The organism is Tsukamurella sp. II2bb, assembly GCF_057815145.1.
The window spans coordinates 97,315-117,066 of record NZ_JBYPZI010000005.1 but is presented as its reverse complement, the minus strand read 5'-3'; the positions used below and the strand labels follow the sequence as shown (position 1 = coordinate 117,066).

Annotated in this window: 24 protein-coding genes, 1 tRNA gene and 1 pseudogene; 16 read left to right on the top strand and 10 right to left on the bottom strand. The window is 71.5% G+C overall.

Annotated elements, in window-relative coordinates; all coding sequences use genetic code 11:
- The first annotated feature begins 92 nt into the window (after positions 1-92).
- Positions 93-1,361 carry a phthiocerol/phthiodiolone dimycocerosyl transferase family protein gene (locus AC21LY_RS13010; protein WP_489046906.1) on the top strand — a complete coding sequence of 423 codons (1,269 nt, stop codon included), beginning with the start codon at positions 93-95 and terminating at the stop codon, positions 1,359-1,361.
- 95 nt (positions 1,362-1,456) lie between these two features.
- Positions 1,457-2,077, top strand: a complete 621-nt coding sequence (locus AC21LY_RS13005) for a DoxX family protein (protein WP_489046905.1) — start codon at positions 1,457-1,459, stop codon at positions 2,075-2,077.
- 100 nt (positions 2,078-2,177) lie between these two features.
- Here AC21LY_RS13005 and efeB read toward each other — a convergent pair whose 3' ends face one another.
- The 3 genes from efeB to AC21LY_RS12990 all read right to left on the bottom strand — a co-directional run bounded on the left by efeB (position 2,178) and on the right by AC21LY_RS12990 (position 6,411).
- On the bottom strand, positions 2,178-3,440 hold the full coding sequence (efeB, locus tag AC21LY_RS13000) for an iron uptake transporter deferrochelatase/peroxidase subunit (protein WP_489046904.1): 1,263 nt from the start codon (positions 3,438-3,440) through the stop codon (positions 2,178-2,180).
- Positions 3,430-5,472 carry an iron uptake transporter permease EfeU gene (gene efeU / locus AC21LY_RS12995; protein ID WP_489046902.1) on the bottom strand — a complete coding sequence of 681 codons (2,043 nt, stop codon included), beginning with the start codon at positions 5,470-5,472 and terminating at the stop codon, positions 3,430-3,432. Before efeU ends, efeB begins: the two co-directional genes overlap by 11 nt.
- A gap of 66 nt (positions 5,473-5,538) precedes the next feature.
- Positions 5,539-6,411 carry a DNA-formamidopyrimidine glycosylase family protein gene (locus AC21LY_RS12990; RefSeq protein WP_489046901.1) on the bottom strand — a complete coding sequence of 291 codons (873 nt, stop codon included), beginning with the start codon at positions 6,409-6,411 and terminating at the stop codon, positions 5,539-5,541.
- A gap of 22 nt (positions 6,412-6,433) precedes the next feature.
- Here AC21LY_RS12990 and AC21LY_RS12985 point away from each other — a divergent pair, with 22 nt between their 5' ends.
- Positions 6,434-7,186: a 3'(2'),5'-bisphosphate nucleotidase CysQ gene (locus AC21LY_RS12985; RefSeq protein WP_489046900.1), complete on the top strand. Its 753-nt coding sequence runs from the start codon at positions 6,434-6,436 to the stop codon at positions 7,184-7,186.
- Here AC21LY_RS12985 and cobF read toward each other — a convergent pair whose 3' ends face one another.
- On the bottom strand, positions 7,187-7,945 hold the full coding sequence (cobF, locus tag AC21LY_RS12980; RefSeq protein WP_489046899.1) for a precorrin-6A synthase (deacetylating): 759 nt from the start codon (positions 7,943-7,945) through the stop codon (positions 7,187-7,189).
- A complete protein-coding gene (locus AC21LY_RS12975) occupies positions 7,942-8,565 on the bottom strand; it encodes a TetR/AcrR family transcriptional regulator (RefSeq protein WP_489046898.1) in 624 nt (207 codons plus the stop codon). Before AC21LY_RS12975 ends, cobF begins: the two co-directional genes overlap by 4 nt.
- Before the next feature lie 143 nt (positions 8,566-8,708).
- Between AC21LY_RS12975 and AC21LY_RS12970 the strand changes: the two genes are divergently transcribed.
- Positions 8,709-9,716 carry a hypothetical protein gene (locus AC21LY_RS12970; protein ID WP_489046897.1) on the top strand — a complete coding sequence of 336 codons (1,008 nt, stop codon included), beginning with the start codon at positions 8,709-8,711 and terminating at the stop codon, positions 9,714-9,716.
- Positions 9,717-9,722: 6 nt separating this feature from the next.
- Here AC21LY_RS12970 and AC21LY_RS12965 read toward each other — a convergent pair.
- A pseudogene (locus AC21LY_RS12965) lies at positions 9,723-10,321 on the bottom strand (pyridoxamine 5'-phosphate oxidase family protein).
- A 37-nt stretch (positions 10,322-10,358) separates the two neighbouring features.
- Here AC21LY_RS12965 and rnhA point away from each other — a divergent pair.
- Entirely contained in the window at positions 10,359-10,802 is a 444-nt protein-coding gene (gene rnhA, locus AC21LY_RS12960; protein WP_489046896.1) for a ribonuclease HI, read from the top strand.
- Here the strand turns inward: rnhA and AC21LY_RS12955 are convergent.
- Both AC21LY_RS12955 and AC21LY_RS12950 read right to left on the bottom strand, forming a co-directional pair.
- The gene (locus tag AC21LY_RS12955) at positions 10,799-11,215 is read right to left on the bottom strand and encodes a DUF2510 domain-containing protein (protein WP_489046895.1); all 417 of its coding nucleotides are present in this window, start codon (positions 11,213-11,215) and stop codon (positions 10,799-10,801) included. The two genes, rnhA and AC21LY_RS12955, sit on opposite strands and share 4 nt — an antisense overlap.
- An 18-nt stretch (positions 11,216-11,233) precedes the next feature.
- Entirely contained in the window at positions 11,234-12,376 is a 1,143-nt protein-coding gene (locus AC21LY_RS12950; protein ID WP_489046894.1) for a metallophosphoesterase, read from the bottom strand.
- An 80-nt stretch (positions 12,377-12,456) separates the two neighbouring features.
- Here AC21LY_RS12950 and AC21LY_RS12945 point away from each other — a divergent pair.
- Positions 12,457-12,530, top strand: a tRNA-Arg gene (locus AC21LY_RS12945).
- Positions 12,531-12,564: 34 nt separating this feature from the next.
- On the opposite strand, the gene AC21LY_RS12940 is transcribed toward AC21LY_RS12945, so the two are convergent.
- Entirely contained in the window at positions 12,565-13,770 is a 1,206-nt protein-coding gene (locus tag AC21LY_RS12940; RefSeq protein WP_489046893.1) for a site-specific integrase, read from the bottom strand.
- Positions 13,770-14,276: a helix-turn-helix domain-containing protein gene (locus tag AC21LY_RS12935; protein WP_458630087.1), complete on the bottom strand. Its 507-nt coding sequence runs from the start codon at positions 14,274-14,276 to the stop codon at positions 13,770-13,772. The genes AC21LY_RS12940 and AC21LY_RS12935 overlap by 1 nt, the downstream gene beginning before the upstream one ends.
- 127 nt (positions 14,277-14,403) lie before the next feature.
- Here AC21LY_RS12935 and AC21LY_RS12930 point away from each other — a divergent pair, with 127 nt between their 5' ends.
- The 10 genes from AC21LY_RS12930 to AC21LY_RS12885 all read left to right on the top strand — a co-directional run bounded on the left by AC21LY_RS12930 (position 14,404) and on the right by AC21LY_RS12885 (position 19,657).
- Positions 14,404-14,610 (top strand): helix-turn-helix domain-containing protein, encoded by a 207-nt coding sequence (locus tag AC21LY_RS12930; protein ID WP_489046892.1) that lies wholly within the window; start codon positions 14,404-14,406, stop codon positions 14,608-14,610.
- Positions 14,607-14,843, top strand: a complete 237-nt coding sequence (locus tag AC21LY_RS12925; RefSeq protein ID WP_489046891.1) for a hypothetical protein — start codon at positions 14,607-14,609, stop codon at positions 14,841-14,843. The genes AC21LY_RS12930 and AC21LY_RS12925 overlap by 4 nt, the downstream gene beginning before the upstream one ends.
- Positions 14,840-15,178, top strand: coding sequence for a hypothetical protein (locus AC21LY_RS12920; RefSeq protein WP_489046890.1), 339 nt, complete (start codon positions 14,840-14,842; stop codon positions 15,176-15,178). The genes AC21LY_RS12925 and AC21LY_RS12920 overlap by 4 nt, the downstream gene beginning before the upstream one ends.
- Positions 15,179-15,316: 138 nt before the next feature.
- Positions 15,317-17,347, top strand: coding sequence for an AAA family ATPase (locus AC21LY_RS12915; RefSeq protein ID WP_489046889.1), 2,031 nt, complete (start codon positions 15,317-15,319; stop codon positions 17,345-17,347).
- Positions 17,344-17,658 (top strand): hypothetical protein, encoded by a 315-nt coding sequence (locus tag AC21LY_RS12910; protein WP_489046888.1) that lies wholly within the window; start codon positions 17,344-17,346, stop codon positions 17,656-17,658. The genes AC21LY_RS12915 and AC21LY_RS12910 overlap by 4 nt, the downstream gene beginning before the upstream one ends.
- Positions 17,655-17,855: a hypothetical protein gene (locus AC21LY_RS12905; protein WP_489046887.1), complete on the top strand. Its 201-nt coding sequence runs from the start codon at positions 17,655-17,657 to the stop codon at positions 17,853-17,855. Before AC21LY_RS12910 ends, AC21LY_RS12905 begins: the two co-directional genes overlap by 4 nt.
- Before the next feature lie 25 nt (positions 17,856-17,880).
- Positions 17,881-18,066 (top strand): hypothetical protein, encoded by a 186-nt coding sequence (locus AC21LY_RS12900; RefSeq protein WP_489046886.1) that lies wholly within the window; start codon positions 17,881-17,883, stop codon positions 18,064-18,066.
- Positions 18,063-18,245: a hypothetical protein gene (locus tag AC21LY_RS12895; RefSeq protein WP_489046885.1), complete on the top strand. Its 183-nt coding sequence runs from the start codon at positions 18,063-18,065 to the stop codon at positions 18,243-18,245. Before AC21LY_RS12900 ends, AC21LY_RS12895 begins: the two co-directional genes overlap by 4 nt.
- 304 nt (positions 18,246-18,549) lie before the next feature.
- Entirely contained in the window at positions 18,550-18,888 is a 339-nt protein-coding gene (locus AC21LY_RS12890; protein WP_489046884.1) for a hypothetical protein, read from the top strand.
- A gap of 19 nt (positions 18,889-18,907) precedes the next feature.
- Complete coding sequence (locus AC21LY_RS12885; RefSeq protein ID WP_489046883.1) at positions 18,908-19,657, top strand: hypothetical protein; 750 nt, start codon at positions 18,908-18,910, stop codon at positions 19,655-19,657.
- The last annotated feature ends 95 nt before the right edge of the window (positions 19,658-19,752 follow it).

The window sequence follows — 19,752 nt, the reverse complement described above, 5'->3', positions numbered from 1 at the left end:
GCGGAACCGCTATGCGCCCCGTCACATTTCGTAGCACCGAGCGGATGCGCGGTTCTATCGTCGATACATGAAGAGCGCAACTAAACAAATCGGTGGAGCCCCGCGCCATCCGGCGTCTCGCGCCCACGGAGGCGTTCTTCCTGGTCGGCGACGGCGTCTACGTGGGCTACGGAGTGACGGCCGAGGGCCCGATCGACCTGGCCGCGCTCCGACAGGCGTCCGGTTGGCTCTCCAACGCCCACCCCGGCTTGCGCGCCCGGATCGTCGCCGACGCCCCGGGCAGCGGGATCTTCGTCTTCCGCGACGACCCCAGCCCCGTCGGCGTCTCGGAGAGCTCCGGCACGGTCGACGGTGCCGCACCCCTGCCCGATATCGGCCTCAGCCAGGGCGAGACGCTCGCCGCCATCCACGTGATCACGGAATCGGACCGCTCCCACCTCGTCTACCTGGTGGTTCACCACGCCCTTGCCGACGGTCACCACGCGCTCGCCCTCCTGCAGTCCCTGTGGACCGCGTACACGGCGATCGTCACGGGCACCGAAGACACCCCGGCGCAGGCCCCCGAGACCTTCCCCCGATCGCTCGAAGAGATCCTCGCCGAACGGGCATACCCCGAACCGGTCGGCGACACATCGGCGGGCGCGGCGCTGTTGGAGAGCGCCGCCTCGCTCACCGGGTCGACCACGCCCACAGGAGATCCCGCCGCCCCCTCCATCCGGCGGGCCCGCCTCACGGCGGCGGAGACGGCCGCACTCGTCGCGCACGGCCACCGCACCGGCCGCACGGTGAACCAGATGGTCTCGGCCGCCTTCATCGCCGCCGCCGCCACCGTCCGCGGGCTGGGCGTCTCGAAAGTCACCTACTGCTATCCCGTGGACCTGCGCCGCCGCCTGGGCGAACCCCCCATCGCCTTCACGGACGTGACCGACGCGCTCGGCACGGCCCTGTTCCAGGCGGAGGTCGACGAGACGAGCCTCGATGAACTCGCTGCGCAGGTCGGCGCAGGCCTCGCCCGCGACCTCGCCGCCGGGACGGTCCAGCAACCGATGACCGGAGCCGCTACCGGCGGGCTTCCCGCGGACGGCGTGATGGCCCCCCTCACGAACTGGGGCCCGGTGCCGCACCTCCCCACGCCGCCGGGACTCGCCCTCACCGATTTCCATCCCGCACTGCACCTCGCCGCGAGCGGTTCCACGGAGGGCACGGCGATGTGGGACGCCTTCGGGGCGGCGTTCCCCCTGGGCATCGCCTCGTCCTACCGGGGTCGGCTCAGCGTCGACCTCTGGGGCACGGCGATTCCCGATACCCTCGTCACCGAGACACTCCGCAACCTCCGGTCCTTCACCACCGACGCAGCGTGACGTGCGTCATATCCGCCCGCTGGAGGAATCACTGGGACCGCGGTCCGGTTGAACACCCCAGAACCGACGACCTCCGCTGGAAGGGACACCCCGACATGGGACAGAAGAACACCGCACGTGACCTCGGCCTCCTCGCCCTGCGCACCGCCGTCGGCGGCGCGCTCGCCTACCACGGAGCACAGAAGCTGTTCGGCTGGTTCGGCGGCCACGGCCTCGACGCGACCGGGCAGGGCTTCGAGTCGATGGGCTTCGCGCCCGGCAAGCCGAACGCGGCCCTCGCCGGCGCGGGCGAGCTGGCGGGTGTGGCACTGGCTCTCGGCGCCGCGACGCCGCTGGCCGCGGCGGGTGGCGTCGGCGCGATGATCGTCGCCGCCGAGGTGCACCGGCCGCAGGGCTTCGCCGCGCAGGGCGGCGGCAACGAGTACCCGATCACCCTGGGTGCCGCCGCGGCCGCACTGGCGCTGACCGGCCCCGGCAAGTACTCCGTCGACCACCTGCTGGGCGACCGCCTGAACAAGCCGTGGCTCGCCGCCCTCGCGCTGGGCGGCGCCGTCGCCGGCGGCGCGATCACCATCGCCCGCCGCAATGCGACCCTCGCGCAGACCGCCGCCGTCTCCGAGGAGATCGAGCGGGAGTCCGCCGAGGGCGATGTCATCCTCGGCGACTACGACCCGGAGACGGGCGAGAACGACGGCGCGGACAAGCTGATCAAGTAGTCCCCGCCGCGGCACTCACCGGCCGCGAACACGGATGCCGCCGGCCCCCATCACCCAGGGGTCCGGCGGCATCGTCGTCTGCGAGGGCACGCGGCCGCCGCTACCGGAACAGCCCGGCCCCCAGGAAGTCGTCCGCGCCCCGCACGCCGGGGACGGCGAAGAAGTAGCCGCCGCCGAAGGGCGTCACGTAGTCCGTGAGCGGCTCGTCGATCAGGCGCTTCTGCACCTCCTCGAACTGCGCCTCCACGTCCTGCTGGAAGCAGAGGAAGATGTGGCCGCAGGCCATGTTGCCGTTCATGTCCAGGCCCAGGTCGTAGTTGTACGACCGCCGGACCATGCGCTGCTTCTCCGTCTTCTCCCCCTCCCGCGGGTTCGCCAGGCGGATGTGCGAGTCCATCGGGATCACGTCGCCCTCGGGGTCGGCCGCGAAATCGGGTTCGTCGGTCTCGACGGCACCGTCGAGCGGCGCACCGGAGTCGCGGCGCCGGCCGAACATGCCCTCCTGCTCCGCGATCGAGACGCGGTCCCAGAACTCGACCATCATCCGGATCAGCCGCACCACGTAGTACGTGCCGCCGTGGGTCCAGGCCGGCTCGTCCCCGCCCGTGACCCAGATCAGCTCCTCGGCCTGGCGGCCCACGGGATTAGCGCTGCCGTCCTTGAACCCCATGAGGTTCCGGGAGGCGCCCTCCGGGCGCGGCGGCGCACCGTAGCCCTGCATCTTCCACCGCAGCTGCATCGCGCCGCGGGTGTGCTTGGCGATGTCGCGCAGCGCGTGGTGCACCGTATCGGGGTGGTTCGCGCACAGCTGCAGCACCAGGTCGCCGTGCATCTGGGCGGGGTCGGGCTGGTCGTTCGGGAAGACCGTCATCGGCTTGAGCTTGCGTGGCTTCTTCTCGGCGAGCCCGAACCGGCCGTCGAACAGCGACGCCCCCACGCCGAGCGTGATGGTCAGGCCGTCGGCCGGGACCACCGGACCGAGCACCGCGCTGTCCGACGGCGGCTTCCCCACGCCCAGGTTCGCGGGCGCGCCGCCGGCGGTGAGGAACCGCGCCCGGTCCGTGATGGTCCGCAGCAGCTTCTCCAGGCCCGCGCGGTCCGCGGCGATCACGTCGAAGACCGCCACCATGAGCGACGCCTGCTTCTCCGCCGGCGACGGCGTCAGGATGCCGGACTGGTGCTCGCCCTCGAACGGGTAGGACTCGCGCACCGCCGGACCCGCCGACTGTGCGGCGTCGCTGCGCGCGCCCTCGGCCAGCAGGCCGCCGACCGCGGCCACCCCCACGGCACCGACCGCCGTGCCCTGCAGGAACCTCCGGCGACCGGTACCTGCCACCGGAACACTCTGCTGCTCATCGCTCATGCTTGGGGATCTCCAGGAGGTTGGGCACGGCGGACAGGGTCTCGAGGGCCTGCCCGACGGTGCCGTTGATCTTCTGCCGCTGCGCGAGCGGGGGTGCCCCCGCGCCGTCGAGCGGCGGGTAGGTGCCGTCCGGCCGCTTGACCGCGTCGAGGGCCTTGGTGATGTCGTCCAGTTCCCGGCGGGCCGTCGGCAGCAGGTCCGGCACGCGCGGCGCGAGCAGCGGCTCGAGCACGCGGAGCACGGCGCGGGTGGCCTCGACGTCGGCGGCGGTGGCGGCGTATCCCGCGTGCAGTCCCTGGTCGCTGACGCCCGTGAGGTGGTCCCGGAGCGCGTCCTCGAGGATCTCCTGGGCGCGCTTGGTGAGCGTGATCGGGTCGCCCGCGATCTCGTCGGTGCGCAGGTCCGTGCGGACCTTGGCGAGCCCGTCGAGGGTCTTGTCGACCTGCGCGATCAACGCCGCCGACGGCTCGCCCGTGGCCAGCCCGTACTCGATCCGGCGGATACCGGAGAAGTCCGGATCGCGGACCCCGTCGGCGAATCCGTCCGGGAGGCCCGCGACGGCCTTCCCCGCGTCGCCGAAGCTGTTGTACGAGGCGCCGACTCGCTCCCAAGCGGTCATGGCGTCGGACCAGGCCGCCTTCGCGGCCGCGGTGTCGCCGCCGCCCAGCGCCGTCTTCACGCGGGTCAGCGCCGACTCGACGGACGGGAGCACCGTCAGCACGTAGTCCTGGTACTTCGCGTTCGCCCCGTCGAGGTCGTCCTTGGTGACCCGCGCGACGGGCTTCGGCGCCTCGCCGGCACCGCCGGTCACGATGAACTGCTCGGACCGGGTCTCCTTCTGGCCGGCGAGGTAGCAGACGAACCGGTAGCCGCCGTTCCCGAGCGTCGCGGAGAGGTCGGCGGTGGTGGCCGGGCCGAGGGTCTCGATCTCGCCGACGACGGCGTCGCCGCTGTCGACCAGGGTGATCTCGCCGGACTTGCCGGACTTGTTCGTGACGGTGATGCGCTGCTGGCCGGCGGAGGCGCCGGTGAAGCCCTTGGCGCAGTCGGCTTCGGTGACCGTGACGGTGCCCGCCGCGGGCGGCTTGGCCGGCAGGATCGCGATGATCAGGCCGGCGACGAGCAGCGGCACCAGGACGACGACCGCCGCCGCCAGTCCGGTGCGGGTCCCGGCCAGGCGCGCCGCCCAGGCCTCGAAACGGCCCTTCTCCCCCGGGACAGCGGGCGCGGGCTTCGTGCCGAGGAAGATCGCGAGCACGATCACCAGGTACGCCAGCCAGGCGGCCACCTGCAGCACCGTCATCTTCGGGCCGAGGTTGGTGATCCCCCCGATCAGCGCCACCCACCAGGAGTCCGCGCTGATGCTGCCGGAGAGGTCGAAGGCGATCCACGTGCGGCCGGGCAGGACCCCGGCGTTCTGCAGATCACCGAGGCCGTAGGAGAGGACGCCCGCGGCCACGACGACCAGCAGGATCGCGGTGTACCGGAAGAAGGTGGCCAGGTTCAGCCGCACCGCCTGCCGGTAGAGCAGCACACAGATGCCGAAGGCCACCGCCAGGCCCAGTGCGGCGCCGACGGCCGGCCCCACGGCATCGCCGGACGCGCGGGCCGCGGTCCACAGGAACAGCGTGGTCTCGAGGCCCTCGCGCGCAACGGCGAAGAAGGCGGTGAGCACGAGCGCGCCCGCGCCGAGCACCATCGCCGTCTCAACATCGGCGCGCAGCCCCTTGGACAAGGAGGCCGCGGTGCGCCGCATCCAGAAGATCATCATCGTCACGAGCAGCACCGCGAGCACGCTCAACGTTCCCGCCACCACCTCGCGGGCGGTGGCCGACAGCTCGGAGGTGGTGAACGTCAGCACCGCGCCGAAACTCAGCGACAGTGAGGCGGCGCCCAGCGCGCCCAACCACACCGGCACCCGCGACCCGCCGGACTTCTTCACGGCGGCGAGCAGGATGCTCACGATCAGTCCCGCTTCCAGGCCCTCGCGCAGGCCGATGAGGAAGTTCGGGACGGCATCACCCCAGTTCATGCGTTCCAAGGTAAGGCACGCCTACAACCGCCTATGAAGTGATGCCTACCCTCAGGGCGATTCGACCTATTTCAACAACTTGGACATCCGGCGGTCCGCGAGCACCTTCCCGCCGGTCTGGCACGTGGCGCAGTACTGGAAGGACCGGTCGGCGAAGGAGACCTCCCGCACCGTGTCACCGCAGACGGGGCACGGGCTGCCGGTACGGGCGTGCACCTTCATCCCGGAGCGTTTCTCCGCCTTGAGGGTGGCCACGTGCTGCCCGACGGACCGCTGCACCGCATCGTCGAGTTCGGACCGCATGGCGGCGTAGAGGGCGTCGACCTGCTCTTCGCCCAGCGATTTCGCGGCGGCGAAGGGCGAGAGCTTCGCGGTGTGCAGGATCTCGTCGGAGTAGGCGTTGCCGATGCCCGCGATCGTGCGCTGGTCGCGCAGCAGGGTCTTGAGCTGCGCGCGCGAACCGGCGAGGATCTCCCCGAACTCGTCCCGGGTGACGGCCAGCGCGTCGGGCCCCAAGGTCGCGACCATCTCGATCTCCTGGGGGTCGCGCACGATCCACACCGCGAGCCGCTTCTGCGTGCCGGCCTCGGTGAGGTCGAAGCCCTCGCCCTCCGGCCCGACGTGGACGCGGAGCGCGATCGGCGACTTCCCACCCGGTCGCAGCGGGGTCGGCGAGAGCTTCTCGGACCAGCGCAGCCAGCCCGCGCGGGAGAGATGCACGACGAGGGCGAGGGCATCGTCGCCCTTGCGCGCATCGAGGACGAAGTACTTGCCGATCCGGCGCGTGCCGGTCACGGTGGCCCCGACCAGGTCCTGCGGGCCCGGCGCATAGGTCTTGAGCACGGACAACGCGGCCACGTCGACACGGCGGACCTGCGTGCCGACGGCCTTGGCGCCCACGTAGTCCGCGATCGCGGCGATCTCGGGAAGCTCCGGCATGACCCCACTCTAGGCTGGAGGTATGACCTACTTCGGCCGTTCCGGCGGTGGCGCCCTGTCCGACATCGACCTCGCGGCCGAGATCGCCGACGGTGCCGGCCGGATCCTGCAGGCCATCCGGCACGCCGCGCTGCTCGACGACGGGGTGCTGGGTGACACCGGCGACCGGCTCGCGCAGGCGTGGATCGCGCGCGTCCTGCGCCGGTACCGGCCGCACGACGCGGTGCTCTCGGAGGAGGCGCCGGACTCCGCGGAGCGCCTGTCCGCCGACCGGGTGTGGGTGATCGACCCGCTCGACGGCACCCGCGACTACGCGGCGCACCGTCCGGACTACGCGGTGCACGTCGCGCTCACGCAGGACGGGCAACCGGTGCACAGCGCGGTCTCGTTGCCCGCGATGGGGCAGGTCTTCCGCTCCGACACCGTCACCCCGCCCACCGGCGCCCTCACCGGGAACCTGGCCCTGTCCCGCAGTCGCGCGACGCCCGGCATGTTCCGGGTCGCGGAGTCGCTGGGGCTGCAGCCGGTCTCGCTGGGGTCGGCAGGGGTGAAGGCGATGGCCGTGGTCACCGGCCGGGTCGACGTGTACCTGCACGCGGGCGGCCAGTACGAGTGGGACTCGTGCGCGCCCGTCGGCGTCGCGCGGGCCGCCGGCCTGCACTGCTCGCGCCTCGACGGCAGCGAACTCACCTACAACAACCCCGACCCCTACCTACCCGACCTGGTGATCTGCCGGCCTGAGCTGGCGGACAAGGTCCTCGCCGCGCTGAACTGATCAGGGGCGGCGGAGCAGGTAGACGTCCATGATCCAGCCGTGCTTCTCCCGGGCCTCGGCGCGGGTACGGGCGATGCGCTCGCCCACCTCGCCGACGGGGCCGTCGATCAGGATCTCGTCGGGGGTGCCCAGGTAGGCGCCCCAGTAGATGTGGTCGGTGGGTTCGGCGGTGGAACGGAAGGTGCAGTCCGCGTCGAGCATGACCACGGTGTTGCGGCCGTCGTCCTCGTGCAGCCGGCGGCCGGTGGTGATGTGGATCGGCTCGCCCACTCGGTTGAGCAGGATGGCGTGCGCGGCGGTCAGCGCCTGGACGCTGGTGATGCCGGGGATCACCTTCGGGGCCAGCGGCAGAGTCCGGTCGACCCGCTCGATCACGCGCAGCGTCGAGTCGTAGAGCGACGGGTCGCCCCACACCAGGAAGCCGGCGTTCCCGCCCTCGGGGACGTGCTCGGCGATCGCCGCGGCCAGCGCCCGCGCCCGCGCATCGTGCCAGTCGGCGACGTGGGCGACATAGGCACCGTCGGGCCTGGACGTGCCGCGCTCGGCGGAACGGTCCCGCGGCGGATCCGGCACCAGGACGACGGGGGTCTGCGGCGCGAACCGGTCGACGATCTCCTGCCGGATCCCGGTGAGGGTGCCCGCGTTCGGCTTGTCGAGGACGAACAGGGCGTCGGCGGCGCGCATCGCCTCGATCGCGCCGACGGTGACGTGCCCCGGGTCGCCGGCGCCGATGCCGATGACCAGTGCCGTCCGGGTCACTGCATCGGCTCGCTGTACATGTTCAGCGTGGCGGTGAGCAGGTCGATGCGGTTCTGTTTGAGCGTCTCGTTGTCCGGGTCGATCACGCAGTACGACGCGGTGCCCTCGTGCACGGCGAGCAGGGCGTAGCCGAGCGCCTCCGGCTTGGTGACCCGGCGGCCGGCGGCCTCCAGCACGTGCATCACGGTGGGGATCATGTTGGCCAGCAGCATCTGCTGCGCGTCGCGGACCGTCTGGTTGAGCTCGGGGGTGCGGGTGCACAGCGCCACGAAGTCGCCGTTCACGCGCTGCCAGCGCTCGTTGACGGGGATCGCGCGGACGGCCATCTCGATGAGCTTGCCGTAGTCGGCGCCCTGCACCGCGTACGTGTCGACGACCTTGGCCATGATGTCCATGATCCACTGCACGTGGTAGCGCCAGACCTCGATGAACAGCTCCTCGAGGCTGGTGAAGTTGGAGTAGAAGGCGCCGCGGGTGAACCCCGCCGCCTCGCACACCATCTTCACGTTCGTGGCGCCGTAGCCGTTCTGCGCGAAGACGAAATAGGCCGCGCGGATCAGCTTGCGCCGGGTGCGCGCCCGGCCCTTCGGATCGTCGTCCGCCAGGAGCGCCGCGGTCATCCCACCGCCCCGACGGGACAAAAGGTGCTGCGCTGTGTCATCGGATCAGTGTACCCGCCAGTAGGCACGGCTTCAGCGGTACTTCAGCGACCGCCAACCACGACGTCCTAGCGTCATCGACATCACGTCCTAGGAGGTCCGTAATGCCCGATTCATCGCCCGCATCGAGATCCGGCGCGGCCCGGATCGCCGGGCTCGGCCTGGTCGGGCTCGGCGCCGCGGGTCTCGTCGTCGCGGCCTTCCTCGAGTGGTACACCGTGACCGTGCGGCTGCCCGCGATCGCGACGGCGGCCGGGCTCCCGCCCGAGCTCGTGGCCCACGTCAACGGCATCGGCTCGGTCTCGATGCCCGCGGTGGGCGGCCGCGATCTGTCCTCGTACGTCGCGACCGACGTCGCCTGGGGCGGGTGGACCGGCATCGGCTTCGCCGTCACCACACTGCTCTTCTCGGTGGTGGGCGCCTTCGGGCCACTCGCGTGGCAGCGGATCACGGGGATCGCGGGCGCCGCCGTCTTCGGAGCGATCGCGGTCGCCTTCGGCGGGTACGCCGCGTTCGTGCCCGTCGGCACGCGCACGGAGTCGGTCCAGGGGATCCCCGTGCAGGTGGAGACAGCGGCGAGCGTGGGCCCCTACGTCGTGATGGCCGCCGCCGCGACGACGGTGCTCGGCGCCGCGGTGCTCCTCCTCGCCCGACGGTCCGCCCCTGCCCCGACGGCTCAGTCGGCCCCGACCGAACCCTCGCCCCCGGGAGTGCGCCCCGCGCCGTCCGCACAGCCCGGTCCCCGGATGTCGCCCTCGCAGTCGGCGCCGGCACCGTCGAACCACCCGTTTCCGACCGCGGACTCCGCCTGGGCACGCCCGACGGCGCCCCGACCGCCGGCCCCGGTCCCGGGCCCGTCGGCCCCCTCCCCGATGCCCGGCGACCACGATCGCACCGCCGTGGCGCCCGTCGCCCAGCGGCGGCCGCAGCCGGACTGGGACCGGAACTGGCCCGCGACGGTGCCGCCGAAACCTGCGCCGGCGAGACCGTCGGAGCAGCAGACGCAGATCGTCAAGCGCCCGCCCCGCCCCGTGAAGGTCTCCCCGAGGCCGGAGACCGAGGCGATCCCGCGGCGCGACCCGCGCTTCGACTCGCCGACCGAACCCCTGTGACGGGATTCAGCCCTCGAGCTCGGCGACGCGGGCGCGCAGGCGGTCGATTTCGGCCTGCAGCTCGGCCTCGCGCTCCGCGGCCGCCTTCTGGTAGGCCTCCCCCAGCTGCTTGAGGTACTCGCGGTCGAAACGGGGATGATGCTGCGCTGGCAGTTCCAGTCGTAGGCCTCGACGGCGATCTCGATGACGCGACGGTCCTCGGTCTCGCGCACCGTGCCCCGCCCGAAGACCTTGAGCCGCACCCGCCGCGGGTAGTCGACGAAGAACATGGCGAGCCTGTCGTCGTTCGCGAGGTTGCCGAGCGTGACGAACTGGTTGTTCCCGGGTACGTCGATGAAGCCGATCCGCCCCGTCGCCGGATCGTGCTGGACGAAACCCGCCGGGCCGCTGCGGTACTGCAGGTAGGGCCAGCCCGCGGGGGTCACGGTGGCGAGGCAGAACTGGTCGGCGCGGCTGATCATGAGCAGTTCGCGCTCCGTGAGGGCCTGCGGCCCGTCGTCGCCGCGTTCGAGTTCCCGGCCGTACGCCACGTAGCTGCCGTTCCGGCGCTGGCGCTCCAGCGCATCCTCGCCGAAGACCAGGTGGTGGTAGTGATTGTTCGCCACGCGGTCACGGTATCGCGCCCGGCTAGGATGGCTCCCCGTGGCGGACGAGATCGTGATCTACACCGACGGCGCGTGCCTGGGCAATCCCGGGCCGGGAGGCTGGGGGGCGGTGCTGCGCTTCGGCGAGCACCAGAAGGAGCTGTACGGCGCCGAGAAGGACACCACGAACAACCGGATGGAGCTCATGGGCGCCATCGCGGCGCTGGAGGCGATCACCCGGCCGCTGCCCGTGGTGCTGTACACCGACAGCTCGTACGTGAAGAACGGCATCACCAAGTGGATCGCCGGCTGGAAGCGCAACGGCTGGAAGACCGCCGCCAAGCAGCCCGTGAAGAACGCCGAGCTGTGGCAGCGCCTGGAGAAGGCCGCCGCGCAGTACGAGATCGACTGGCGCTGGGTGAAGGGACACGCGGGCAACGAGGGCAACGAGCTCGCCGACCAGCTGGCCTCCCGGGGTGCGCTGGAGGCGCGGAACTCCTAGTCGCGCTCCGAACGTCGAGTTCTGCGACGACGGACAGGTCCCTGCGCACCCCTGCTCCCCGAGAAGTCGACGTGCGGAAGGAGTCGACGCCGCGCGGGCTGCTGCGTGCGGCGAAGCCTCGGCGGCATCTCGGCCGTGCGGGTGCGGACCTTCGCCGAGGTCGCGCCCGGGTCCGCGAACCGGCGGGTCCACTTCGTTCCGTTCCACCAGCGCATCCGCGCGGCGTCCTCGGGATCGGGGTACCAGCCGGCGGGCGCGACGGGCGGCGGCAGGTCGGCCCGGCGCGGTAGCGACAGGCCCGCGGGCACGCGGCGGGCGGCGGCGGGCTTGCGCCGGGTCCGCACCGACGGTGCCACGCTCACCCGCACCGGGCCGACCTCCGTACTCGCACGCACCCTCATTCGACCGGCCATGTGCCGATCATGCGCGGGTCAGGCCGCGCGCAGGTCCAGAATCGCGATCTCCGGGGGCGCGGCCACCCGCACCGGCGGGCCCCACGCCCCGGCGCCGCGACTGGTGTAGACGGGCATCCCGTCGACGTGCTCAAGCCCCGCGACCGCGGGCTGCTGCAGCGTGACGAAGTAGCGGAAGGGCCACAGCTGACCGCCGTGCGTGTGACCGGCCACCTGCAGATCCGCGCCGCGCCGCGCGAATTCGTGCCCCTGCAGCGGCTCGTGCGCGACGGCCAGCACGAAGCCCGCGGGATCGACGCCGGCGAAGGCCGCGTCGTAGTCGACCTCCAGCGGCGGGGCGCCCTTGCGGTCGTTGACGCCGACGACGGTGATCGCGGCCCCGCCCCGCTCCAGCCGCACCGACTCGTTGACCAGCGGCCGCACACCCACCTCGCGCCAGCGCTGCACCCAGTTCACGGCGTCGCCGGCGTAGTACTCGTGATTGCCGGTCACCGCCAGCACCCCGAGCGGGGCGCGCAGGCCGCGCAGCGGCGCCAGATCCTCTCCGATCTGCGCGACGGTGCCGTCGATCAGGTCGCCGCCGAGGAGCACCAGATCCGGGTTCTCCGCGTTGGTCCGGTCCACCACGCCCTGCACGAACGAGCGGCCCCGCACCGGGCCGGCGTGGATGTCGGTGATCAGCGCGACCTTCAGCGCGCCGAACGCGGCCGGCATCGACGCCAGGCGCACCGTCGTGTGCGTGACCCGCGGGGTGGCCGCCTCGACCAGCCCGTAGAGGGTCGCCGAGACCGCGATCACGACCCCGGCGAGGGCGACGCCGCGGCGGAGCGGCGCACCGTCGAACCCGGGACGCAGGAGCCGGACCAGACGCGTGAACAGCCACAGCACCCCCAGCACGAGGAGGGTGAGCAGCAGGTAGAAGACGGTCGCGAGCCAGGTGAGCCCGGCGGCGCTGATCCAGCGCACCCGGTCGGGGTCGATGCGCCCCGACCCCGCGAGCAGGCCCACGAAGGCGGCCGGGGTGAGGAGCGCCGCGACCGCGACACCGGCCGTGCCCGCGATCCGCGCGGGCCGCGAGGACCACCGGCGCACCACGCGCCACTGCACCAGAGCCAGGGCGGCCAGGACGACGATCAGGACGACGATGACGCCGCTCGGCACGCGACAGCCCCCTCGATGACGGCGAACTCGGACATCCGAATGTACCCGGCGGGGCGCCCGTGGCTAGAATCGTGCCGCACGCCCTCGTAGCTCAGTCGGATAGAGCGGATCTCTCCTAAAGATCAGGTCGCAGGTTCGATTCCTGTCGGGGGCACTCTGACCAGCATAGATAGACGAGAATAACCAATCTAAGTAGCAGTGACTCTGCGCTTATCCTGCGGATACGCCGCTGCCCGATCCAGCGCGTCGGCGACCTCGCGGTGCATCGTGTTCCGCTGCATGTACACGTTCTGTGTCATCGACGGCTTGGCGTGTCCGAGCTGGTCAGCGGCGATTCGAGCCGAGAGTCCGGCGCTGTCGACGGCCGTCGCCACCGTCTTCCGGAGCGAGTACAGCGTCACGTCGTCGGCGAGCCCGAGGTACCGCCTGGTGTCCCGGAACTGCCCTGCGACGTTCGACGGGTCTCGGAGCGTGCCGACCGCCGAGGGGAACACCCACCCATACTGGGTGCCCTCGCGCTTCTTCCTGGCCTTGAGCATCGCCACGGCGAACGTTGGGAGCGCGAGCGGCCGACCGCCGCCCGCTTTCGTCCCGGCCTCCCACGTGAGCCCTTGGCCGGTCGCGCGGTAGATGTGCCCCTCGATCGTGATGACGGCCTGCTCGAGGTCGACGTCGGACCAGCGGAGCGCGAGCAGCTCGCCCGTGCGCGCACCAGTCGCGGCAGCGAGGACGATCACGTCGGCGATGTCCCAGCGGCGGCAGCGATGCGACGTGCGGACGCGCTTCAAGAGCCGCGGGAGGTCGGCACCGTCGACGGGGCGCGCGCCCTTCGTCTGCTTCGTCTTGCGACGGGACTTGCGGGCCGATGGCAGGTCGTTGACCGGGTTCATGGGGATCGCGCGCGCCAGCACCGCGTCCTGCATGATCGCGCGCAGCTGCATCTTGCATTGCTTCGCACGGGCGGCGCCGTGGTCGCGCTCGATGCCCTGGAGAAGGTCGTGGGCGAGGGCGGCGTCAAGTTCGCCGACTCGGACGCCGGCCGCGACGCGCTTGAGGATCCGGACGCCGTCGCGGTAGGTGTCGACCGTGCGGGGCGCGTAGTCGCCGGAGGTTTCGACTCGCGTGAGGTAGGCGTCGAGGAGCGACGGCACGAGCGTGCCCGCCGTGATCGCGCTGGTATTGCGGCTGCCGACCTGCTGTAGGTGATCGAGGAGGGCGTCCTCGGCGGCCTTGCCGTACTCGTCGTCGACACCGTCCGGCGTGCGGCGCTCGACGGGGCGTGTGACGCCGTCGGTGCCGCGGTACCGACAGTACGCGCGCCACTTCCCCGGGGCGAGCTGTGTTCGGGTGATCTTGCCGTGCGCACCGATGCGCAGCGGCGGACGGCCAGCCACTACTCCCCGTCCTCGAGAACCGCCTGATACGGCGCCGTGGCGAGCGGGTTCGGCAGCAGTCCGCGCGGTATCCCTGCGGTGTCGGCCTCCACGAGCGCCTGGTTCAGCGCCGCTTGCGCCGCCTCGTAGCGACTGATCGCACGAGCCATCCGCCTGTTCGCCTCGCCGACCTCAGTGTGTGCGGCGCGAAGCTGGTTCGCCGCGGCATCGATCTCGTCTTCGGCCGCCCTCAGGAGAAGTCGCGCAGCTCGCCCCTCATCGCCACCCGGGGCACCCTCGTCGAGGCCGAGGATCGCCGCCGCCGAGGTGCCGAATATGCCCGCCAGCGCCTCGACATCGGCCACCGTCGTCGGGCGAGTGCCGCCCTCGAGCCTTGTCACCGTTGTGGGATCGACCTTCTTGTTGTGCCAACGCGCCAGCTTCTCGGCCAGTTCCCCCTGGCTCCACCCTCGGTCGACACGCATCTGCTTGGTGATCGCACCCACACGCCCGTTCAAGCTCTGCATGACACGCAGTCTACGACAAGCCCGCGAACATGGTTGACATTCAGCTCCAATGCTCGCTATCGTCCTGAATGTCATTCAGTTTGAGCGCACCGCCTGAACTGCACACCAATCAGCTCAAGGAGTCCTGTTGTCCACCGCCACCCCTGACCAGGCCGTCATCTGGCTTACTCGCGCCGAGGTCGCAGAGCGCCTCCGCGTCCCCGTCCAGACCCTCGCCACCTGGGCCGTTCAGCGCCGCGGCCCCCGATTCTCGAAGCTCGGCCGGCACTGCCGCTACCGCCTCGCCGACGTCGTCGCGTGGGAGAACGAGCAGGCCGTCGGCGGCGTCGCATGACGCACTACTGGGCGCTCGTCGTGTTCCTCGCCGTGCTCGCGGTCATGGCCGCCGCATCAGACGCGGACCAGCGCCGACGCGAGCGGTACGCCGCGCTCGACGAGAACGCCGACCTCTGCCGCGGCCAGCAGACCGACCGCACCCCGGAAATGAGAACGGCCCCGAACGCCGCCGGCAAGCACACGTTCGAGGCCAACAACCAGCACACCCACCAACAGGAGAACCGATCATGACCAGCGTAGAGCAGACCGCCGCGACGCGTCGAACCCGGCGACTCACCACCGTCATCGAGTACACCGACGGCACCGCCCAGATCGTCGTCGACCCCACCGACCGCCGCGACACCTTCGCCGCGTTCCTCCGCGACTACTTCGACGGCGACATCACCATCGCCGCCGCGCCCGACGAGCACCTGCCGCACGATCCCGGCACGCTCGCCCGGCTCGGCATCAACGCCGCCGAGTACGCCGGCACCGCGCACGCGATCGCCCAGCTCGTCGGCTTCGACCCTCACGACGGCGCCATGATCCTCGACGTCGTCGCGGCCGCGCTGGAGGTGGCCCGGTGACTGCCCCGACCGCGAACGAGACGCCCACCTGACCTCCCCGCGTCGTGGCGGCGGGGGACACGCCCACCACCAGGGCCGCCGCCACGACACCGGGGACACCACCCAACCCAATTCGGAGACAAAGGAATCCCAACGACCATGACCGCATCGCATCACCCCCGTGCGATCGACCGCTGCCGCGACGCCTGGAACAACGCCGGCCTCCGCTGGTACGACGAAGCCGGCGACCGAGCCAGCGCACAGGCACCCGGCCACACCCCCGCTGACCGGTCCGTCACGTTCAAGCAGATCGACGGCATGGTCCTCATGAACAGCCACGCCGACGACAAGACGCAGGTACTCGACACCGTCGGCCTGACCGAAGCCGACCTGTACGACACCCCGGGACGGCAGGACTATCGCTACCCCGACGGTCGTGAGGTCTTCCGGCGGCTCGCCGCGACTGGGAAGAAGACCTTCCGCCAGCAGAACGCGCAGGGTAAGAACGCCCTCTACCGCACCGAGTTCCCCGCTGACGCCATCGTCTACGTCGTCGAGGGCGAGAAGGACGTCCATGCTGCTGAGGCCGTCGGCGCCACCGCCACGTGCTCGGCGATGGGCGCCGGCAAAGCTCACCTCGCCGACTGGTCGCCGCTCGCCGGCCACCCGGTGATCATCGTGCGTGACGGCGACGCGCCCGGGCATCGGCACGCCGCGCAGGTCGCCGAGATCCTCAGCAAGCTCGGCGTCGAGTACGTGATCGTCGAGGCCGTGGTCGGGAAGGACCTCGCCGACCACGTCGCCGCGGGGAAAGACCTCGCTGAACTTGTTCCTGTCGACGAGGCAGGGCCGACGTCCGGAGCGCTCGAGGCGGTATGCCTCGCCGACGTCGAGCCCGAGCGGATCACGTGGCTCTGGCCCGGCCGTATCCCCGCCGGGAAACTCGTCACCCTCGACGGAGATCCCTCCCTCGGCAAGTCGACGCTCGCGCTGACGTTCGCCGCGACGATCACCCGCGGCACCGAGTGGCCCGACGGCACACCGTGCGAGCACCCCGGCGCCGTGGTGCTCCTCTCCGGCGAGGACGGGCTCGCCGACACGGTCCGGCCCCGCCTCGACGCCGCCGGCGCCGACGTGACCCGCGTGCACGCTGTCTCCGGGATCACGGACATCGCACCCGACGGCACGGTGCACCTGCTCCCGCCGACTCTCGCCGACGTCCGGCAGCTCGGACAGCTCGTCGAGCGCGTCGGCGCCCGACTCCTCGTCGTCGACGTCCTCATGGCGTTCCTGCCATCGAAGACGGACGCGCACAAGGACCAGGACGTGCGGCGGGTCCTCTCCGCGCTCGCAGACATGGCCGACCGCACCGGGTGCACCGTGCTGCTGCTGCGGCACCTGAACAAGACGAAGGGCGGCGATCCGATGTACCGGGGCGGCGGCAGCATCGGCATCGTCGGCGCCGCGCGCGCCGGGATGCTCGTCGCCGCCGACCCCGAGGACCCGACGGTGCGCGTCATGGCGTCGGTCAAGTCGAACCTCGGCGTCGCACCGTCCTCGCTGCGGTACACGCTCACCTCGGCCGAGGGCACCGACGTCGCGCGGGTCGAGTGGCTCGGCGTCGACGAGCGAGACGCTCGCACGCTCCTAGCCGAACCTGACCAGGAAACCTCGACCGGCGTGGATGAGTGGCTGCGCGAGCACCTGGCATCCGCGACCGATCGCCAGATGAAGGCCACGGACGTGTTCCGCGACGCCGACGCGAACGGCTACTCGAAGGACCAGGTGAAGCGCGCCAAGCGCCGGCTCGGTGTGAAGGCCATCAAGGACGCCGCGGCGTGGTGGTGGTCGCTACCGTTCGCACTCGACCAAGGGAGCGGGACCGCGAACAAGGGGGCGGACACACAGAAGCCCGCTCCCTTGCTCCCTTCCAGCTCAGAGGCCCTAAACAGTGCTCCCTTGGAGGCAAGGGAGCAAGGGAGCGAGGGACAGGAGCTGTGCGCAGACTGCGGCGAACCGCTCGGCAAGACCGGCCGCTGCGTCAACTGCATCATCGGCCGCGCGACCGCCGAGACCTCACCGAGGACGATCACCTGCACCGCGTGCGGCGTGCACATCGCCGCGCCTACCGAGGCCGAACGCGCCGCACGCCTGCACGACGGATGCGCGAGCGCGGACGGCGCCGCATGACCGCCCTCGACCCCGACGGCACGGTCGACTTCCTCGCCGTCGTCCTCGCTGACACCCCGAAGCTCATCGACGCCGCGTGCGACCGGCAACACAGCCTGTTCGACGCCGCACGCCCCGGCGAGGACCTCGACGACCTCGAGTACCGCCACGGTGCGGCCGCCACGCTCTGCCAGACCCGCTGCCCTGCGCTCGAGCAGTGCGAACGCTGGCTCGACTCGCTCCCGGCACGTCACCGCCCGGCCGGCGTCGTCGCCGGCCGCATCCCCGAGCCGGCCCGCACCGCCGGTCGACCCCGAAAGGATCCGCGATGAACACCCCCGCCGATCGACGGTGCCGGAGCTGCTCGCTCGAGCTGCACGACGCCGCCACCACCGACTTGTGCGACGACTGCGCCGAGCCCGCCCCATCGCGCCCGCCGGCACCGGCACCGCCGCTGCTGCGCCCCGTCACCGTCGACTCCGTCAACAGTCGCCGCCCCGGCGTCGCGAACCTTCGCCTCAACCGATAAGCCCACCTCCCGAAACGGATCCACCGTGAACATCCGCATCAAGTCCCTCACCCAGCGGCCCGACAACCGCGGCGACATCACCGTGACCGTCGCCATCCGCAACCACCGCCTGACGGTGTCGCTCAACGGTGTTGGCCGCGTCGAACTCGACCGCGACGGCGCCCTGCAGCTCGCCCACTTCATCGCCGACGAAGGGGACCTGCTCCGATGAACGTGCCACCCTGCGACTGCGACTGCCACCGCTGGTTCGACCCCGACGGCCTCGGCTGCTGCGACGGCTACTGCGATATGTGCGGCGGCCTCGGCGGCGGCGACTCGTCCATGCCCCGACACCCCGACTTCGACTGTGGTTGCGACCCGATCTGCGGCACCCACCAGGCCACGTCGTGAACCTCAGCCCCGACGAGGTCCGCGCCGCCTTGTACCTCGCCCGGCATCACCGCGCCCGCGGGCTCCCCGTGCCGCCGAAGGTCGCCGTATTCGTCCAGCGCCTCGAACTCGAAATGCGCTGTTCCCCAAGAGGAACAGATCAAGACCCCGCCGTGGCATCGTCGAACCTAGTCGGAACCACCGAAGCCGCCCGCATCCTCCGCTGCACACCACGGCACGCCCGAACGCTCGCACCCCGTCTCGGCGGAACGCGCATCGCAGGGCGATGGATGATTCCCAAAACCTCACTCCCACAGGAGGACCCATGAAGAGCAACGAAGCCGACACCGGCAGCGGCGGCGAGTACCTCGACGACGTCGAACAGCGTCTCGGCGACCTCACCGTCGAGGAGTTCCGCACACTCACCCGGCAGGTCTTCCAGGAGGCGAGCGTCGACCTCAAGGAGCGGGCCGCGACCGCGCTCCGCGACTACGTCGGCCAAAACACCGCGACCGTCAACGACCCGGACAAGCCCGCCGCCGACAAGCCCGACCCGGCCCTGAAGTCCGGCGCCGCCGCCGAGGAAGAACCCCTCGCACCCGGCGAGAAGAAGCGACAGGCCACCCGCGCCCTCCGCGTCCGCCTCGGCCGCGGCGACGCCTAACACCCACGAGGAGACCAGCATGACCACTGACCACCGCTACCGCGCACGCGACGCCGTCGCCACCTTCGGCCGCCTCGGCGTCGCCCTGCCCGATCCGGTCCTCGACGCCGTCGCCGCGCTCAACCAGGTCGACGCCGCCCGCCCCGAGCAGCCCGACCCCGGCGCCGTCGCTCAGCTCATCGCCGACGGCGCACCCGCCAAGGCTGTTACCGCCGCACTCGAAGCCGGCGCCCTCCACGGCGCGCACCTGTCCGCGTGGCAGCAGGCCCGGCAGATCAGCGGCCGCCGCGTCACCACCGCGATCCTCGACCACGCCGGCGAACTGCACGCCGCCCTCGCCGAACAAGCCGACGCCGCGATCGCCATCCTCGAGGCCGACGCCCACATCGACGAGCCCCTCGCCGAGCTGGTGCGCACGGGCGACGCCGATGGCGCCCGCACCGTCGCCGGAGCCGACCACGCCGCGGAACTCCTCGACAGCCTCGGCACCGTCCGAGACCTGTGGCTCAAGCCCCTGGGCTCCACCCACGACGCCAGCGGCGTGAACTGCGGAACGTGGCGCGATCCGCGCGCGCTCGACGGTCGCCTACATGGAGCATCGACCCCTCGAGAGGTCTTTCGCATGGGAATCCGCGCCGGCGGAAAGCTCTGGTTCCCCACCGTCGACGAGGCCCGCGCCGCCGCCGAGAAGATCGCCACCCAGCTCCGCGCCAAGGCGGAAGCCGAAGCAGCGGCCACCCGCGGCGCCGGCGGACTGACCTCGTTCTGACCCCCTGAAGCCTGCGGTGGGCGGCGAGTCCTGTGGAAATGTCCTCGCCGCCCACCGCGATCCACCAACCACACACGCCACCGGGCAGGGGTGGG

Coding starts and splice junctions, on each gene's coding strand:
- AC21LY_RS13005 (WP_489046905.1), top strand. CDS start 1,457: ATGGGACAGAAGAACACCGCACGTGACCTCGGCCTCCTCGCCCTGCGC.
- efeB (WP_489046904.1), bottom strand. CDS start 3,440: ATGAGCGATGAGCAGCAGAGTGTTCCGGTGGCAGGTACCGGTCGCCGG.
- efeU (WP_489046902.1), bottom strand. CDS start 5,472: ATGAACTGGGGTGATGCCGTCCCGAACTTCCTCATCGGCCTGCGCGAG.
- AC21LY_RS12990 (WP_489046901.1), bottom strand. CDS start 6,411: ATGCCGGAGCTTCCCGAGATCGCCGCGATCGCGGACTACGTGGGCGCC.
- AC21LY_RS12985 (WP_489046900.1), top strand. CDS start 6,434: ATGACCTACTTCGGCCGTTCCGGCGGTGGCGCCCTGTCCGACATCGAC.
- AC21LY_RS12975 (WP_489046898.1), bottom strand. CDS start 8,565: ATGACCGCGGCGCTCCTGGCGGACGACGATCCGAAGGGCCGGGCGCGC.
- AC21LY_RS12970 (WP_489046897.1), top strand. CDS start 8,709: ATGCCCGATTCATCGCCCGCATCGAGATCCGGCGCGGCCCGGATCGCC.
- AC21LY_RS12955 (WP_489046895.1), bottom strand. CDS start 11,215: ATGGCCGGTCGAATGAGGGTGCGTGCGAGTACGGAGGTCGGCCCGGTG.
- AC21LY_RS12935 (WP_458630087.1), bottom strand. CDS start 14,276: ATGCAGAGCTTGAACGGGCGTGTGGGTGCGATCACCAAGCAGATGCGT.
- AC21LY_RS12925 (WP_489046891.1), top strand. CDS start 14,607: ATGACGCACTACTGGGCGCTCGTCGTGTTCCTCGCCGTGCTCGCGGTC.
- AC21LY_RS12920 (WP_489046890.1), top strand. CDS start 14,840: ATGACCAGCGTAGAGCAGACCGCCGCGACGCGTCGAACCCGGCGACTC.
- AC21LY_RS12915 (WP_489046889.1), top strand. CDS start 15,317: ATGACCGCATCGCATCACCCCCGTGCGATCGACCGCTGCCGCGACGCC.
- AC21LY_RS12910 (WP_489046888.1), top strand. CDS start 17,344: ATGACCGCCCTCGACCCCGACGGCACGGTCGACTTCCTCGCCGTCGTC.
- AC21LY_RS12905 (WP_489046887.1), top strand. CDS start 17,655: ATGAACACCCCCGCCGATCGACGGTGCCGGAGCTGCTCGCTCGAGCTG.
- AC21LY_RS12895 (WP_489046885.1), top strand. CDS start 18,063: ATGAACGTGCCACCCTGCGACTGCGACTGCCACCGCTGGTTCGACCCC.
- AC21LY_RS12890 (WP_489046884.1), top strand. CDS start 18,550: ATGAAGAGCAACGAAGCCGACACCGGCAGCGGCGGCGAGTACCTCGAC.
- AC21LY_RS12885 (WP_489046883.1), top strand. CDS start 18,908: ATGACCACTGACCACCGCTACCGCGCACGCGACGCCGTCGCCACCTTC.